At 71.5% G+C, this 16,283-nt stretch carries 15 protein-coding genes; 10 read left to right on the forward strand and 5 right to left on the reverse strand.

Annotation, left to right across the window (positions count from 1 at the left end; translation table 11 throughout):
• Positions 1-69 precede the first annotated feature (69 nt).
• The 3 genes from ABT063_RS15740 to ABT063_RS15750 all read left to right on the forward strand — a co-directional run bounded on the left by ABT063_RS15740 (position 70) and on the right by ABT063_RS15750 (position 3,183).
• Positions 70-1,239 carry a sensor histidine kinase gene (locus ABT063_RS15740; protein ID WP_351057890.1) on the forward strand — a complete coding sequence of 390 codons (1,170 nt, stop codon included), beginning with the start codon at positions 70-72 and terminating at the stop codon, positions 1,237-1,239.
• Positions 1,240-1,253: 14 nt separating this feature from the next.
• Positions 1,254-1,916, forward strand: coding sequence for a response regulator transcription factor (locus ABT063_RS15745; RefSeq protein ID WP_351057892.1), 663 nt, complete (start codon positions 1,254-1,256; stop codon positions 1,914-1,916).
• Positions 1,917-2,025: 109 nt separating this feature from the next.
• Positions 2,026-3,183 (forward strand): ROK family protein, encoded by a 1,158-nt coding sequence (locus tag ABT063_RS15750; protein WP_351057893.1) that lies wholly within the window; start codon positions 2,026-2,028, stop codon positions 3,181-3,183.
• Between the two features lie 45 nt (positions 3,184-3,228).
• Here the strand turns inward: ABT063_RS15750 and ABT063_RS15755 are convergent, their stop codons facing one another.
• Both ABT063_RS15755 and ABT063_RS15760 read right to left on the reverse strand, forming a co-directional pair.
• On the reverse strand, positions 3,229-3,990 hold the full coding sequence (locus ABT063_RS15755) for a GntR family transcriptional regulator (RefSeq protein WP_351057894.1): 762 nt from the start codon (positions 3,988-3,990) through the stop codon (positions 3,229-3,231).
• Positions 3,991-4,132: 142 nt separating this feature from the next.
• Positions 4,133-5,020 carry an RNA polymerase sigma-70 factor gene (locus ABT063_RS15760; protein WP_351057896.1) on the reverse strand — a complete coding sequence of 296 codons (888 nt, stop codon included), beginning with the start codon at positions 5,018-5,020 and terminating at the stop codon, positions 4,133-4,135.
• A 140-nt stretch (positions 5,021-5,160) separates the two neighbouring features.
• Here ABT063_RS15760 and ABT063_RS15765 point away from each other — a divergent pair, with 140 nt between their 5' ends.
• On the forward strand, positions 5,161-5,991 hold the full coding sequence (locus tag ABT063_RS15765) for an alpha/beta fold hydrolase (protein ID WP_351057897.1): 831 nt from the start codon (positions 5,161-5,163) through the stop codon (positions 5,989-5,991).
• Positions 5,992-6,004: 13 nt separating this feature from the next.
• Here ABT063_RS15765 and ABT063_RS15770 read toward each other — a convergent pair whose 3' ends face one another.
• Positions 6,005-6,874 (reverse strand): esterase/lipase family protein, encoded by an 870-nt coding sequence (locus tag ABT063_RS15770; protein WP_351057898.1) that lies wholly within the window; start codon positions 6,872-6,874, stop codon positions 6,005-6,007.
• Positions 6,875-6,992: 118 nt separating this feature from the next.
• Complete coding sequence (locus ABT063_RS15775) at positions 6,993-7,499, reverse strand: SRPBCC family protein (protein ID WP_502990819.1); 507 nt, start codon at positions 7,497-7,499, stop codon at positions 6,993-6,995.
• Positions 7,500-7,748: 249 nt separating this feature from the next.
• Here ABT063_RS15775 and ABT063_RS15780 point away from each other — a divergent pair, with 249 nt between their 5' ends.
• From ABT063_RS15780 to ABT063_RS15805, 6 genes are all read left to right on the forward strand, one after another.
• Entirely contained in the window at positions 7,749-8,345 is a 597-nt protein-coding gene (locus ABT063_RS15780) for an HD domain-containing protein (protein ID WP_351057899.1), read from the forward strand.
• Between the two features lie 47 nt (positions 8,346-8,392).
• Positions 8,393-10,183 (forward strand): NAD(P)/FAD-dependent oxidoreductase, encoded by a 1,791-nt coding sequence (locus ABT063_RS15785; protein WP_351057901.1) that lies wholly within the window; start codon positions 8,393-8,395, stop codon positions 10,181-10,183.
• A 150-nt stretch (positions 10,184-10,333) separates the two neighbouring features.
• Complete coding sequence (locus tag ABT063_RS15790) at positions 10,334-10,858, forward strand: RNA polymerase sigma factor (protein ID WP_502990820.1); 525 nt, start codon at positions 10,334-10,336, stop codon at positions 10,856-10,858.
• A 52-nt stretch (positions 10,859-10,910) separates the two neighbouring features.
• Entirely contained in the window at positions 10,911-11,480 is a 570-nt protein-coding gene (locus ABT063_RS15795) for a hypothetical protein (RefSeq protein WP_351057903.1), read from the forward strand.
• Positions 11,481-11,570: 90 nt separating this feature from the next.
• The gene (locus ABT063_RS15800) at positions 11,571-13,127 is read left to right on the forward strand and encodes an ABC1 kinase family protein (RefSeq protein WP_351057904.1); all 1,557 of its coding nucleotides are present in this window, start codon (positions 11,571-11,573) and stop codon (positions 13,125-13,127) included.
• Positions 13,128-13,165: 38 nt separating this feature from the next.
• The gene (locus ABT063_RS15805; RefSeq protein WP_351057906.1) at positions 13,166-14,041 is read left to right on the forward strand and encodes an SAM-dependent methyltransferase; all 876 of its coding nucleotides are present in this window, start codon (positions 13,166-13,168) and stop codon (positions 14,039-14,041) included.
• Between the two features lie 56 nt (positions 14,042-14,097).
• On the opposite strand, the gene ABT063_RS15810 is transcribed toward ABT063_RS15805, so the two are convergent.
• Entirely contained in the window at positions 14,098-15,342 is a 1,245-nt protein-coding gene (locus tag ABT063_RS15810) for a wax ester/triacylglycerol synthase domain-containing protein (protein WP_351057907.1), read from the reverse strand.
• Positions 15,343-16,283 lie beyond the last annotated feature (941 nt).

Here is a 16,283-nt window from a genome sequence, read left to right on the forward strand (position 1 = left end):
CCGGTGGTGGAGATCGTCTCCCCCGTGCGGGGGAGGTCTGTTGTCAGTGGTGGCTGGCACGATGACGGAATGGTCCGCTTGTTGCGCCCGTTCGGTCGGGCGGTGACGTACACACGATGGCTGCACCTCTTCATGGCCGTCGTGTGGCCGGCCATGTGGTGGTACATCTTCGACCCGTTGTGGGCATGGTCCACGGCTGTCGTGCTGCTCGCGTTCGCGGGACTCGTGCCCGCGATGCGGACGGTCGAAGGGTTACAGGCCAGGCTGTTGCTCCTCGGCCAGCGGCACGACAGCCGCAGTGCGGAGATCGTCACCGCGCCGTCCGCCACCTGGGGCGACCGCGGGCGAACCACGCTCTGGTTGGTGACCCGGCTGGCCCTGGGCGGCACTGTCTCCTTTCTCACGGTCCACCTCCCCATGCTCACCGACGATTTGGTGCGCACAGCTCAGGGGGACAGCCCGGACCCGGCCACATTCATCCAGGTTCCAGGCCATCACTGGTGGTACACGCTGCTCACTCCGCTCCCCCTGATCGCGCTGGCCGCCGTGGTGGTCGCCTCCGGCCACCTGATGACCCTCCTGGCCCACCGTCTCCTGGGCCCCTCCCCCGCCGAGCGCCTCGCCGCCCTGGAGGAGCGCACCGACCAGCTACTGGAACGCACGCGCATCGCCCGCGAACTGCACGACTCCATCGGCCATGCCCTGACCGTCGCCGTCGTGCAGGCCGGCGCCGCGCGGGCGGCCGGCGATCCCGCGTTCACCGACCGGGCCCTGGACGTCATCGAGGAGACCGGCCGGGCCGCCCTGGAGGACCTGGAGCGCGTGCTCGGCGTGCTGCGGGAGTCGGAGAAGCCCGTGAGCAGCAGACCGACGCTCACGGACGCCGACCGGCTGCTGGAGTCCGCCCGTGCCGCCGGAGCGAAGGTCGACGCCGAACTGACCGGGCCGTTGGACACCGTGCCCGGCCCGGTCTCCCGCGAGGGCTACCGCATCCTCCAGGAGTCGCTGACCAATGTGCTGCGGCATGCGGGAGCGGTCCCCGTCCAGGTGCGCGTGAAGGTCGCGGACCGCGCCCTCGGCCTGGAGGTGCGCAATCCGCTCGCCGCCGAGGTACCGGGGCCCGGGCGGGGCAGCGGTCTGCGCGGCATACGCGAGCGTGCGGCCCTGCTCGGCGGCCGCGCGCGGACCGGACCGGACGCGGGGGACTGGCAGGTGCATGTAGAACTGCCGTTGCGCTGATCTAGGCTGGCCGGATGCCGGTCACCGTTCTCCTCGTCGATGACGAACCCCTGGTCCGCGCCGGTCTGCGGGCCGTGCTGGAGGCGCAGTCCGACATCGAGGTCGTCGGGGAGGCGGCCGACGGAGCGGCGGTGATTCCGCTGGTGCGGCAGCTGCGGCCGGACGTGGTCGCCATGGACGTACGGATGCCCCTGCTGGACGGCATCGAGGCCACGCGCGCGGTGCTGCGGACGGTCGACGAGCCGCCGAAGATCCTCGTGGTGACGACGTTCGAGAACGACGAGTACGTGTACGAGGCGCTGCGGGCCGGCGCCGACGGGTTTCTGCTGAAGCGGGCCCGGCCCGCCGAGATCGTGCACGCGGTACGGCTGGTCGCCGAGGGCGAGTCGCTGCTGTTCCCGGCCTCGGTGCGGCAGCTGGCCGCCGAGTACGGCGACGGCGGCGGCAACCGCGCGGCGCGGGAGGTGCTGGAGCGGGCCCGGCTGACCGAGCGGGAGGCCGAGGTGCTGCGGCTGATGGCCCGGGGGCTGTCGAACGCGGAGATCGCCGCCCGGCTGATCGTCGGGACGGAGACGGTCAAGTCGCATGTCAGCGCCGTGCTGGCGAAGCTGGGGGCGCGGGACCGTACGCAGGCCGTGATCACGGCGTACGAGTCGGGGTTCGTGGCGCCCGGCTGACCGGTTCCGGCGCGGCGACGGTCGGTGGCCTGTCGGTTCCGGCACTCGCCGGGGTCCGCCGCGCCGAGTACGATCCGCCCAACACGCGCACGAGCTGGGAGGACGGACGTTGGGGCGGCTGACCGGCGGGGATCCCTCGCTGCTGCGAAGGATCAACTCCGCGGTGGTGCTGCACGCGCTGCGGGCCACGGACTGCGCGACGCTGACCGAGATCACCAGGGTGACCGGACTGTCCCGGCCGACCGTCGAGGGCGTCGTCGAAGGCCTCATCGAGGCGGGGTACGTCGTCGAGAAGGCGGCCGACGAGAGCGTGGTGCGGCGGCAGGGGCGGCCCGCGCGCCGGTTCCGGTTCCGGGCCGAGGCCGGTCATCTGCTGGGCGTGGAGATCGGGGCGCACCGCGTCGCCGTACTCCTCGCCGACCTGGACGGCCGGGTGATCGGCGCGCAGGCCAAGGACGTCGGCGAGACGGCGTCGGCGGACGAGCGCCTGGAGCGGCTGCGCACCGCGGTGGCCGAGCTGCTGCGGCGGGCCGGTGTCGCGCGGGGCTCCCTGCGGGCCGTGGGGGTCGCCACGCCGGGGATCGTGGAGGCGGACGGCACGGTACGGCTGGGCACCGCCCTGCCGGAATGGACGGGGCTGCGGCTGGGCGATCGGCTGAGCCGCTCCTTCAAGTGCCCGGTCCTGGTCGAGAACGACGCCAACGCCGCGGCGGTCGCCGAGCACTGGAAGGGCGCCGCGACCGAGTCCGACGACGTCGTGTTCGTGCTGGCGGGGCTGAGCCCGGGAGCCGGTTCGCTGATCGGCGGGCGGCTGCACCGGGGGTACGGCGGGGCGGCCGGGGAGATCGGCGCCCTGCATCTGCTGGGCCGGGAGGCGACGCCGGAGACGCTGCTGTCCACCACGGACGAGCCCCTGCACCCGCTGGACGAGCACGCGGTGGCCAAGGTCTTCGCGCAGGCCCGCGAGGGCGAGCAGCAGGCCCGCGCGGCCGTCGACCGCTTCATCCAGCGGCTGGTGCACGACGTGGCGGCGCTCGTGCTGGCCCTCGACCCGGAACTGGTCGTCATCGGCGGCTGGGCGGCCGGCCTGGACGGCGTACTGGACCCGCTGCGGCGGGAGTTGGCGCGCTACTGTCTGCGGCCCCCGAAGGTGGCCCTGTCGCTCCTGGGCGAGGCGGCCGTCGCGACGGGTGCGCTGCGACTGGCCCTCGATCATGTGGAGGAGCAGCTGTTCGCGGTGGAGGGCACGGTGACCGCCCGCCACTGACGGGCGGCGGCCCGGGAAGGGGGCGCCGCCCGTATGCGGTGTCGCTCAGGACGCCCGGCGCTCCGGACCCGAGTGGATCTCCACGCCGCCGGAGTCCCCGAAGGTCAGCCGACACGTGTCAGCGCGGTAGGTGGCGACGGAGAGCGCCGCGAGGCGGCCCTCGGCGAAGTAGCGGGTGGTGACGACGAGGACGGGCGCCCCGGGCAGCCGGTCCAGCTGCTTGGCGTCGTCCGCGCGGGCGGAGCCGAGCTCCACGGCGCTCTCCCGGCCCTCCAGCTCCAGCCGCTGCAGCTCCCGCAGCACCGCTCGCGCGCGTGCCGCCCCGGACGGCGCGTCTATGGCGGACAGCTCGGGCACCGACGACCGCGCGATGTAGAGCAGCTCGGCGGCGACGGGCTGGCCGTGGGTCGTACGGGAGCGGCGCACGATGTGCACGGGCTGCTCGTCGCCGGTCTCCAGGGCGGCGGCGACGGCCGCGGGCGGCACCTCCAGGGTGGAGTCGACGGGCTGCCAGACGTCACCGGCGGCGCCCGGCCACTCGTGCTGCTCCGTGCCGACGGCCACGCCCATGCGCGGCGGGGCGACGGTCGTACCGACTCCCCGGCGGCGCTGCAGCCTGCCTTCCAGTTCGAGCTGTTCCAGGGCCTGGCGGAGCGTGGCCCGGGCCACGCCGAAGCGGGCGGCGAGGTCGCGCTCGTTGGGCAGGATCTCGCCCACCGTGAACTCTGAGTCCAGTGCCTCACTGAGCACGGTCTTGAGATGCCAGTACTTCGGTTCCGGCACCGATTCCAGCTGCGTGGTCCCCACCCTGTCCTCCGCAATCGCCGTGGTCCGGCGGCTTTTTAGCGCCCTTGTTTATTAAAGGTTGTTGCACTTCTCTGCGACCATAGGGCGGCCCCCACCCTTGGTCAAGACCAATCAACCGGAGGGCTCGGAGGCGGCCCGGACGTCAGACGGAGGCCAGGGACTGCAGCTTGTCGGGGTTGCGGATGATGTAGACGGACTGGATGCGGCCGTCCAGGACGTCCAGCTGGAAGACGGAGTCCGGCTTGTCCCCCGACAGGACCAGAACCGCGGGGCCTCCGTTGAGCTCCAGGAAGCGGAAGGACAGGTCCGGGACGCCGCCCTTCTCGGCGGCACCGAGGATGAAGCGCCCCACCTTGTCCGCCGTTTCGACGACCCGCAGCGGCGCCCTGGCCTTGCCGCCGCTGTCGCCGACGAGGCGGACGTCCGGGGCGAGCAGGGACATCAGTCCTTCGAGGTCTCCCCCGCCGGCGGCGGCGAGGAACCGCTCGGTGAGGTCGCGGCGCTGGACGGGGTCGACCTCGTAGCGCGGCCGGCGCTCCTCGACGTGCTTGCGGGCCCGCCCGGCGAGCTGGCGCACGGCCGGCTCACCGCGCTCCAGCATGGCGGCGATCTCGGCGTACGGGTAGCCGAAGGCCTCCCTGAGGACGAACACCGCGCGCTCCAGGGGCGACAGCGACTCCAGGACGACGAGGACGGCGAGCGAGACGGTGTCGGCGAGCACCGCCCGTTCCGCGGTGTCGGGCACGGTGTCCCCGAAGTCGGTGACGTACGGCTCGGGCAGCCACGGGCCGACGTATGTCTCTCCCCGCGCCTTGACCTGACGCAGCCGGTCGATGGCTAGGCGGGTGGTGATGCGGACCAGATAGCCGCGCGGTTCGCGCACCTCGCTCCGGTCGGCGGCCGACCAGCGCAGCCACGCCTCCTGCACCACGTCCTCCGCGTCGGCCACACGTCCGAGCATGCGGTAGGCGACGCCCAGGAGGACGGGTCGGTGCTCTTCGAAGACGTCGGTCACGGTGTCGGTGGTCACCGCTCCATCCCAGCCGACGCACGCGGTCGTGTCCAGGCGACATGACGCGCGCCGCCGCAAGGGGCTACCCGCCGGTAGCAATTGCTGACAAGCTGTCTACGCCGCGGTCGTCCACGAGTCCCCCGTCGAGGAGCAGCCCCATGTCCGCCACCGCCTCCTTCAAAGTGCCCTCCGCCCGGGGCGCCCAGCCGGTCACCGTCTCCTACACGCGCGCGGGCAGAGGTGAACCACTGCTCCTGCTGCACGGCATAGGTCACCACCGGCAGGCCTGGGATCCGATAGTGGACATCCTGGCGACCGAGCGCGACGTGATCGCCGTTGATCTCCCCGGGTTCGGCGTGTCCCCGGGCCTGCCGGAGGGCCTCGCTTACGACCTGCCGACGACCACCTCGGTGTTCGGCGCCTTCTGCGAGGCGCTGGAGATCGACCGGCCGCACGTGGCGGGCAACTCGCTCGGCGGTCTGCTCGCCCTGGAGCTCGGCCGCGAGAACCTGGTGCGGTCGGTGACGGCCCTGTCCCCGGCCGGGTTCTGGTCGCAGGCCGAGCGGCGCTACGCCTTCGGCGTGCTCATCGGGATGCGGCGCATGGCCGAGCGGATGCCGCTCCCGCTGGTCGAGCGGATGGCGCGCACGGCGGCCGGTCGCGTGGCCCTGACCAGCACCATCTACGCCCGTCCGACCCGCCGTTCGCCCGAGGCCGTCGTCGCCGAGACGCTCGCGCTGGCGAAGGCCACGGGCTTCGCAGAGACCCTCAGGGCCGGCACCACCGTCCAGTTCACCGACGACATCCCCGGCATCCCGGTCACCGTCGCCTGGGGCACGAAGGACCGGCTGCTCGTACGGCGCCAGGGTGTGCGCGCCAAGCAGATCATCCCCCGGGCGCGGCTGGTCCGGCTGCCAGGCTGCGGCCACTGCCCGATGAACGACGACCCCGCGCTGGTCGCGCGCGTCATCCTCGACGGCAGCCGCTGAGGCTCCTCTCCGCTCAGGAGCCGAGAGCTTTGAGGACCTCCTTCAGGACCGTCGGGTTGTAGGGCATGGCGACGTGGGCGGTGTGGTCGTCGGGGGCGAGGTCCTGAAGGACGATGTTCGTGACGTGGTGGTCCTCGGTCTCGGCCAGCAGGCACGAGGTGTACGGCGTGACCACGTCGTCGTACCGGGTGGCGATGACGGTGTAGCGGACGCCCTCCACGGTCTCGCCGAGGTCGGCGAGTTCGCGCTGGAAGGGGTGGTCGTGCTGCAACTGGACCCAGGCCGGCACGGTCACCTCGACGACGCCGTGCTCGACGAGCTCCTGCGCGCCCGGGATCTGGCGGGCGAGGTTCAGCAGCCCCTGGGCGGTGATGCCGTGGTTGCTGGGGGCGATGCCGACGAGGTGGTGCACCTTCGGGGCGCCGCCCAGCGCGTTGAGGTAGTAGCGCGGCATCATGCCGCCCTGCGAGAAGCCGACCATGTCCACCTGCCGTGCTCCCGTGCGGCGCAGGACCTCGTCGACGAACTCTCCGAGCTGCCTGGCGGACTCCTTGATGTCACCGAGGCCGAAGAGGACGGGGTTGAGATGACGGCCGTAGTCCGGGCGGAAGATCCGGTAGCCGTGCTGCCGCAGTAAGGGCGCGGCACGGGTCCAGGTGTAGCCGCGGTTGCCGAACGTGCCGTGCACGAGCACGACGGGGCGCGGGTGCTCTTCGGTCGGCGGGAGGTCCCAGTCGTCCTCTCCCGCCTCGACGTCGACGGTGGCGATGAGCTGGGCGGCGCCCGCCTGGGCGAGGCCGCCCACGTGGTGGGGCGCCTCGGAGACTTCGGTGACGATGTCGTCCGTATTGATTCCGGGAATGCGAGGGTTCAGAAAGCTCATGCTTCTCAGTTTCGCGTCCACGAAAGGCAGCAACGATCCCTCGATCGAGGGAAAGAATTCCTTCTATCGCGTCTATAGGGCTCGCATTTTCGAATGCGTTGCCGCGCGGGTGATGGGGTCACGCGGCCCATCGCGGTGCCAGTCGGGCGGTCGCGGCGCGCAGTAGTCGTACGTACCAACTCCACCGGACCGGGCGGGCCACCCCGCCGGTCAGGGCCCGCTCGGCACAGTCCAGGCTGTGCTGGAACGCCGCGTTGTGCAGGGGGCGGAAGAGCAGCAGCCAGCCCAGCCAGCGCACCCCTCGCGGGCGGAGCACCATGGTGTTGCGCAGGACGGTACGTGCCTGGTCGAGGCGCTCGACGCTGAACTCGTGGAAGCCCCTGAAACCGCGGGGGCCGGTGAAACGGAAGCGCACCCAGTGGCCGGGCACGTAGTGGCTCACCACGTACCGCACCGGACCGTGCCCGCCACGGACGCCGACGGCCAGCGGCCGTTCGAAGCGGACGGGAGGCCAATCGGGCGGCCAGAGACGGTCATTCTCGCTGCCCAGGGAGTCGATCAGGGCGCCGACGGCCTCCTGCGGGGCGGGGAGCAAGCGTTCATGGACGTTGAGTACGGCGATCACAAGGTGGTGGCTGCCCGTGCGGAGTGACCGATAAGCGTCGCTGCGCAGAGCAAAAGGATCTTCGGCTTCAACTGCCTTTCTCCCGGCCCGCCTTGTTCTGCCGTATTCACGCTCGACGTCATGGGGGGGTCGAAGATCGGCCAAGGTCGATGCGTCCGGCGAAACGCGGAGGGGGAAACGGAACCCGAGCGTAAAGAGAGATGAGATAGGCGCAACAAGCCAGACGAATATGCATGGGGGGAGCAGGACATGGCCGCAAGACGCGGTGTTCCACCGGAGGTGCTGTCGGGTCCATGGCGCCCGCTGCTCGTCCAGCCTCCGCTGGCGGAGTTGCTCGGTGACCCCCTCGTGGACGCGGCGCTGCTGGAGATGGGCCGGGTTCTTCCGCCCCGCATCGCACTGCACTCGCTGCGGACGTTCCTGCTGGCCGACGCCCGCGCGCGGGTGCGGGGAATCGGCTACGACCGGGCCGGTCTGCTCGCCGCCGCGGTGTTCCACGACACCGGGCTGACCGGGGGCGCGGGGCGGGTGCGCGGTGGGTTCCCGGGCCGTTCGGCCGAGTCGCTCGACCGCTTCCTGGCCGGGCACGGCGTGGACGACGGGCGGCGCGGGACGCTGACCCGGGCGGTCCGCGAGCACATGCGGCCCGTTCCCGCGCGGGACGCCGGCCCCGAGGCGCGACTGCTGCACTTCGGGGCCTGGCTGGACGTCACCGGCCGCGGTGGCCGCCAAGTCCCCGGCGAGCGGCGGCGGTTGGCCGAGCTCGCGCCCACACCCTGGTTCGCCGTCTCGTTCTCCGCGCGGGTGGCCGCCTGCGCGGTGCGGCGGGCGCTGCCGGCCCGCTGAACGCCCGCCCGGCCACCCGTTCCTCCCGTCCTGAAAGGACCGCAGACATGCAAGACGACCAGCGTGTTTTCGATGTCGCCATCGTCGGAGGCGGCATCGGCGGGACGATGCTGGGGGCGATCCTCGCGCGCCACGGGGTGCGCGTACTGCTTCTGGAAGGAAGCGGTCACCCCCGGTTCGCCATCGGAGAATCCACCGTCCCCGAGACCACCTTCGGCCTCAGGGTGCTGGCCCGCCGCTACGACGTGCCGGAGATCGAGCACCTGGCGACCAACGGGGCACTGCGCCGCCATGTGTCGTCGAACTGCGGAATCAAGCGGAACTTCAGCTTCGTCTACCACCGCGAGGGGGAGCCCACCCGCGCCGAGGAGTGCACCCAGTACCCCACGTGGGGGCCGCCGCTGGGCCCCGACTCGCACTACTTCCGGCAGGACGTGGACGCCTACATGTTCCACGTCGCCGTCTCGTACGGCGCGACCGCCCACACCCACACCGTCGTCGACGACGTGAAGTTCGACGAGGACGGCGTCACTCTGGTCACCCGAGAACGGGGCACCTTCCAGGCGTCGTACGTGGTCGACGCGGGAGGCATGCGGGCCGTCCTGCCCGAACGCCTGGGGCTCCGGCAGGAACCGCCCTACCGCACGCGCTCGCGCACCATCTTCACGCACATGGTGAACGTCAAGCCCTTCGACACCGTGGCGCCCCCGCGCGAACAGCACAAGATGCCGAGCCCGTTCAGCCAGGGCACCCTGCACCACCTCTTCCAGGGCGGCTGGTTCTGGGTGATCCCCTTCGACAACCACACGTCGAGCACGAGCGAGCTGTGCAGCGTCGGCGTCAATCTCGACCTCGACCGGTATCCACGCCCCGAGGGGCTCTCCGCGGAGGAGGAGTTCTGGAGCCATGTGCGGCGGTTCCCCAGCGTGGCCCGGCAGTTCGAGCGGGCGCGGTCGGTACGGCCGTACGTCTCGACCGACCGCACGCAGTTCTCCTCGCGGACGATCGTCGGCGACCGGTGGTGCCTGCTGCCGCACGCGGGTGAGTTCATCGACCCGCTTTTCTCCAGCGGACTCGCGGTCACGGTGATGGCGCTCAACGCTCTGAGCCACCGGCTGATCGACGCGGTGCGGCAGGACGACTTCGACACCGCCCGGTTCTCCTACCTGGAGCACTGGATCAAGCGGATGTTCCGGTTCTACGACGACCTGGTCTCCTGCAGCTACGTGTCCTTCGACGATTTCGACCTGTGGAACGCCTGGAACCGCGTGTGGACCATCACCACCCTCTACGGGACCAACGCCCAGAACCAGGCCGCCGTGAACTTCGAGAAGACCCCCGATCCGGCTTGCTTCGACGCGCTGGAGACGCCTCCCTACCGGGGTCTTCAGGGCGTGGACAACCCGTGGGTCGAGCGGCTCTTCGACCAGGCGCGCGATGCCGTACTGGCGTACGGCGCAGGAGAGCTGACCAAGGATCAGGCGATCACCCGCATCTACGACCTGCTGCGCGAGAGCGAGCTGTGCCCGGCCGTGTGGGGGACCCTCGACCCCGAAGACCGCTGCCCGGCCGGGGTGTTCACCCTCTGGCCGCTGATGAAGATCCTGCTGTGGGGCAAGTACCGCTCGCCACGGCACGTCCGGGGCGCCTACTTCACCGGTGGTGCGCGGCTCGTCGGCAAGGAGGCGGTGCAGGCCTACGGCACCGAGCTGCGGCGCAGCACGTCCCTGGTGCACCAGACCGTGCGGGACATGTGGTTCAACTGGAACCGTGACTGGACACGGCGGCCGGCGCCCCGCCCGGAGAATCCCGGAGGGGAGCTTCATATGCAGAAATGACAGCGAAAGGAAAAACATTCCTGCGCCATTCATAAAGGCGAAGTTCCGGTTTGCCGCCGCAGCACCTCGGGTAGGAAAACCATACGGCCGAGAAATAAATTCCGGTCCGGTCCCCCCTGCTTATTCGAGAGACAACGGGCTGCTATTCACATGGCGCGACATTCCACCTGCCCATCGCCTGCCCCATGCTCCTGGGAAGAGATTTTCCAGCACCAGGACCGCCTCATGCGGCTGGTTCGCCGAAGACTCCCGAGTTATCAGGACGCCGAGGACTGCGTCCAGGAGACGATGGCACGCGCGGCCGCGCACGCCGCGTTGGACAGAAGCCGGCTCGGCTCCTTCCTCACCTCCGTGGCACTTCGCCTGTGCATCGACTACTACCGCGATATGGAGCGCCGCAGCCGTCTTTTACAGCGCGCGGCAATCCTGGACGACCCCGGGACCACCGAGGAGGACGTCTGTGACGAGGACTTCGGCCGGTGGCTCATGGATCAGGTCCAACTCCTGCGCGGCCGGGAACAGGAAGTAATACTCGCCCGCGCCGCCGGGATTTCCACCGCGGAATTCGCCCGCATGCACAACATCTCCATCAAGGCGGCCGAGGCCGCATTCACCAGAGGCCGGGCGCGTCTGAAAACGGCTTGCGCAAAAGCCATGGAAGGCCGCGCGGGATAGCCGTAAAAGGCGCTCCGCACACATCACGCACACACCGAAAGGAAACCGGTTCATGTCCAGCAACAAGAACATGCAGGATATCCTCAAGGACCTCGTGGGAAATATGGCCGACAGCAGCAAGGAGGCCTTCGACGACATTCTCAACCGGCCGGAGAAGTCGACGTCGTCCGGGAATCCGGTCGAGACGCTGGCCGGTCTGCCCGCCAACGCGCTCGGCGCCCTGGCCGGTGTGGTCAATCCGGCCGCCGCACTCGCGGGTGCCGCGAACCCGCTGGCGGCCCTCACCGGAGCGGCGGGCGCGGCCAACCCGCTCGCCGCACTCACCGGAGCGGCCGGGGCAGCGAACCCGCTCGCCGCACTCACCGGAGCGGCCAACCCGCTGGCGGCTCTCGGCGGTGCCGCCAACCCGCTCGCCGCGCTCGGCGGTGCCGCGAGCGCGGTCGGCGGGCTCGGACAACTGGCCGGCGGGGTCGGGCAGTTGGCCGGAGGCGTCGGGCATGCCGCCGAGGGCGTGGGCGATCTGCTGTCGCTGCCGGCGCAGCTCACCCAGCTGCTGGAGCTGCTCCCGAAGCTCATCCAGGCGCTGCAGAGCCAGGCAGGCAACCAGGCCGCCGCGAGCTGACCGACCGTGCGTCCGTCCCGCTCGACCGGTTCCGCCGCGCACACCGGCCGGCCGGCGCCCCCGGACAGGCCCTAAGGAGGCTCACACACGATGACGTCCGTCGTCGGCGATCGGCTGCGGCTCGTGGTCAAGGTCCTGGGAAGCCTCGTCGCCGACGAGGTCGGCCAGGCCACACGGCTGCGCAGACATTCGAAACGGGGCGAACCACAGCACCCGGCGGAGGCCGCCGAGGCCTCCGCCGGGGCCGAGCGGAGGCGTGCCAAGGCGGTGCGCCACGCGCTGGAGAGCCTTGGCCCCTTCTACGTGAAGCTCGGTCAGATCCTGTCCACCCGGCCCGACATGGTGCCCCAGTCCATCAGGGACGAACTGCAGAACCTGCACGACCAGGTCGACGTCCAGCCCTTCTCGGTCTTCGAGCCCGTGCTGGCGGGCGACCTCGGGCCGGACTGGAAGCTGCGGTTCGACGACATCGACACGGTCGCCCCGCTCGGGGCGGCCTCCCTGGCCCAGGTCTACCGGGTGACTCTGCCCGGCGGCCGCCCGGCCGTGGTCAAGATCCAGCGGCCCGGCATCCGCGAGGGCGTGCTCGCGGACATGGCGCTGATGCGCCGGGCCTCCCGGATCGTGGCCCGCGTGGCACCCCGGTTCAACGAGGTCATCGACATCGAGGCGATGCTCGGCTCCGTCTTCGACGCGATGGAACCGGAGCTGGACTTCACCGGCGAGGCCCGCAACATGGACGAGGCCCGGGACAGCATCCGGCCCTTCCGCACACTGGAAGTGCCGAGAGTGCTGCACGCCGGTCCCCGGGTCCTGGTCCAGTCGCTGGCTCCGGGGACGTCGGTACGGCACATCGACCGCGCCCACTTCACCGACGACGAACGCGTCGAGATCGGCAAGGACCTGCTGCGGTTCATGTACCACGGGTACTTCGTCCACCGCATGTTCCACGCCGATCCGCACGCGGGCAACGTCTTCGCGGTCCCCGGCGGACCCGCGACGCTGATCGACTGGGGCATGGTCGGCCGCCTCGACCGCCGTACCAGCCTCCAACTGCTGCCCCTTTTCATGACGTTGGCGCAGAACGACGGGGCCGGCCTGGCGCACCACTGGGCGGAGATGGGCCGGATGACGGCGTGGTCCAACATGCCGGCGTTCGCCGCGGACATGGCGGCGTTCGTGCCCAAGGTCTCCCATCTGTCCCTGGAGGACATGAACTTCGGAGTCTCGCTCACCACTGTGCTGGCAAAGGCGACCAAGCGGGGCATCGGGTCGCCGCCGGCGGTCTCCCTGCTCGGCAAGTCGTTCGCCAACCTCGACGGCTCCGTGCGCTGCCTGGCTCCGGAGATCACGCTGCCGGAGGTGTTCCAGGGCGAGGTGCCGAAGATCCTCTTCTCGCTGGGCCGCGAGTTCCTCGGCCGCCATCAGTTCGCCCGCAACTCCATGGAGTTGATGCTCGCCGCCGTCACCAGCCCCGAGCAGCTGCGCGGGGTTCTCGGTGACATGGCCAACCGCCAGTTCGCCCTCAACGTCCACGAGCCCCGCACGCCCACCGCGATGGGCGGCCAGCGTCCCACCCGCCCCTCCGGCGGCCTGCTGGCCCTGGGGGCACTGGCGTTCCTGCTCGGCCGTCGCCGCTCCGGCTGAGCCACGGAGAACTCACCACGACCACACGGAGGTCCCCCATGCCGGACATCGCACGCCCGCAGTCACCCCCCGCACCGGACAGCACGCTGCCGGACGGCTTGGCCAGAGTCGCTCTGTGGACGGCGGCCGCGCACGCCGCGGAGTGCCACCGGGACACGCCCTACGTCCTCGACCCGTGGGCCGCCGACTTCCTCCACGCGGCCGGCTTCACGTCAGGCCCGCCGGGCGACGGCCCGCTGCAACGGCTGCTGCCCGACTGGGCGGTGGTGCGCACCCGCTTCTTCGACGAGCACCTCAGTGACGCGGCCCGCTCCGGCTGCCGCCAGGTCGTGTTGCTCGGCGCCGGGCTCGACACCCGTGCCTTCCGGCTGGACTGGCCGACGGGAGTGCACGTCTTCGAGGTCGAGGACCCCGCCGTACTCGCCTTCAAGGACCATGTGCTGGACTGGAGCCCGCCCTCCTGCGGACGCCGTAGCGTCGTCGGCGTCGACCCGGCGACCGGGGCCTGGGCCGAGGAACTGCTCGCCGCGGGATTCGATCCCCGGCGGCCCACCGCCTGGCTCTGCGAGACGCTCCTCTACCATCTGCGGCCGCACGCGGTGGAGGCCGTCGTCGGCACGATGACCGAACTCTCCGCCCCCGGCAGCACCTTCGGCGCCGAGTGCGTGAACGCCGAGTCCGCCTCCTCGTCGTTCGTGGCACCGTTCCTCGAGGCCCTGGCCGCCACCGGCATCGCCTGGAACTGGCAGCTCGCCGAACCGCAACGCTGGTGGGCGGGGCACGGCTGGGACGCGCGGGTGGCCGACCTGTTCACCCTGCCGTACGTCGTCCAGCGTCTGTCCCCCTACCTCCCGCTGCTCACCGAGGCCGCGGCGAAGTGCGTGTTCCTGACCACGGGGACGCTGCGCGACTGACCGTACGCACAAAGGGGAGCCCCGGGCTTGCACGGCTCGGGGCTCCCCTCGTACTGCTACGCGCGCTCCAGTTCCAGCAGTGCGGCGAGCCACAGGTCGGGGAGTTCGTCTGCGGTCGCCAGGGCCTCGTCGTGGACGACGGTCAGGCAGGCCATGTCGTGCTGGCTCGTCAGTGTCGTCAGGCACCGGATCCCGGCCGCGGGGGCGGTGAAGAGGACGGCGCGTCGGGCCGCGTTCCCCTGGTGGACCAAGGCCTGGCCGAAGTTCACGCCGCTCGTCGGCGCGGCGACGACCGCGCCGTTGACCATCCGCGTCCCCACCCGGGCACCGATGGCCCGCGGAGTGGCGGCCAGCAGCAGGCTCAGGGCGTCGCGCTGTCGGCTCGCGCGCAGGCGGGCGGTGCGGGCCACGACGCGGGCGAGGGCCGCCTGGGGTGATGCCTCGTCACACGGCAGCAGGACCCGGGCGACCACCATACGGTTGCCGGGCGCGCACTCCTCTCCGGGTGCCCGTACGGACATCGGAACCGCCACCGGCAGCGGCGGATGGGGGGAACCGGTGGCCTTCAGGTGCCAGGTACGGACGGCGTGGGAGAGAGCGGCGAGGTAGACGTCGTTCACCGTCCCGCCGTGGGCACGGCCGATCGCCCGCAGCCTCGCCAGCGGGGCGTCCGCATGGCATACGGCCGTCCTCCCGCTGCCCGTCACGTCGAAGGCCGGCTTGGCGGTCGGAGCGCGGAAGGAGGCCACCACGTCGGCGACGGCGCCGGCGAGGCCCTGGGCGGTCGGCAGGGTGCGGTGGTGCGGTGCGGGTCCTCCCACTGGGTGGTCGTCGAGGAGGGCGCGGGCGGTGTGGGCGGCGCCGACGCCGTCCTGAAGCGTGTGGTCGGTGCGATAGCACAGGGTGTGGTCACCGGCCGGGCCGTGGACCAGCCACACCTCCCAGGGCGGCCGCTCGGCCGGGTTCATGGGCCGCGTCAGCATCAGCCGCCCGGCTCCCGAACCGTCGGCGTCGTCCTCGGACAGCCACGCCTCGTGCACATGCTGCTCCACCGCGATCCGGTCGACCCGCCGGAACACCCTGCGGTCGGGCGCGATCCGGTAGCGCAACGCCGGGATGCGGTGGGCGCGTTCGGCCACGCGCGCGCGTACGACGTCCAGGGTCGGCGCACGACCACCGAACCGGAACACGAACCCGACCGGCAACGGCCTGCCGCGCATGGCCAGGTGATAGGCGACGTCCGGGGTTCCCATGGACAGGGACGGCGCCAGGCTGCCGTCGGGACCGAGGTGGGGGCGCATGATGGAACCTTCCTGTCGGGTGTTGGAGGGGGCGCGTCGGGCCCGGCCGGGGGCAGCTCCTCCTGGTCGGCAGGACCGGCCGGGTGGCGGAGCCGGAGCGAGACGGACGACAGACCGGACCGCCGCCGGGCCGAACAGCAGAGCCAGACCGAGGCACCAGGCCGGACCAGGCGGCCCGACCGGACGCCGGGGGAACCGGACCACGCAAGCCGCAGACCGGACCGAACCGCCAGGCCGAACGGCAGAGCCAGACCCAGGCACCGGGCCAGACCCGACGGCCCGACCGGACCCCGGGCGGCGGACCGGCGAGGGCCGGAGCGTTCCCACGCCGCCGCAGGCACCACACCCGGACAAGGCAGCCGAGGCCGGCCGGGCCGAGCGGTCGAGCCCGGCCCGACAGACGGGACGGGCGCCGGTCCGAAGGGCCGATCGGACCAAGGCAGCCGAACCCAGCCGAGTCGAGCGGCGGGCCGGGTCCAGCAACCGAACCCGGCCAAGCCGAGCAGCGGGACGGGACCCGGCAGGCGAACCCGACCAAGCCGAGCAGCGGGACGGGCCCCGACAGGCGAACCCGACCAAGCCAAACGACGAGACAGGACCCGGCAGGCGAACCCGACCAAGCCAAACGACGAGACAGGACCCGGCAGGCGAACCCGACCAAGCCAAACAGCCGCACCACGCCCAAGCAACCGAACCCGACCAAGCCAAACGACGAGACAGGACCCGACAGGCGAGGCGGCCATGGCGGCTGAGCCGGCCGACACCTGAGCCGAGCCGGCCCGCATCTGGTGCGGAGGCGGAGTGGCTCGCGCGCTGGTGGCCGCTGCCGGCGCGCCGGCCCCTCGGCCCCGCGAGCCGGCCGGCACCTGAGCCGAGCCGACCCGGCATCCGAGCCGTCCCAGCGCCCGAGTCGGCCCCCGCATCCAAGCCGACCCAACACC

The sequence above is a fragment of the Streptomyces sp. NPDC002838 genome, assembly GCF_040295365.1.
In the GTDB taxonomy this organism is placed as follows: domain Bacteria; phylum Actinomycetota; class Actinomycetes; order Streptomycetales; family Streptomycetaceae; genus Streptomyces.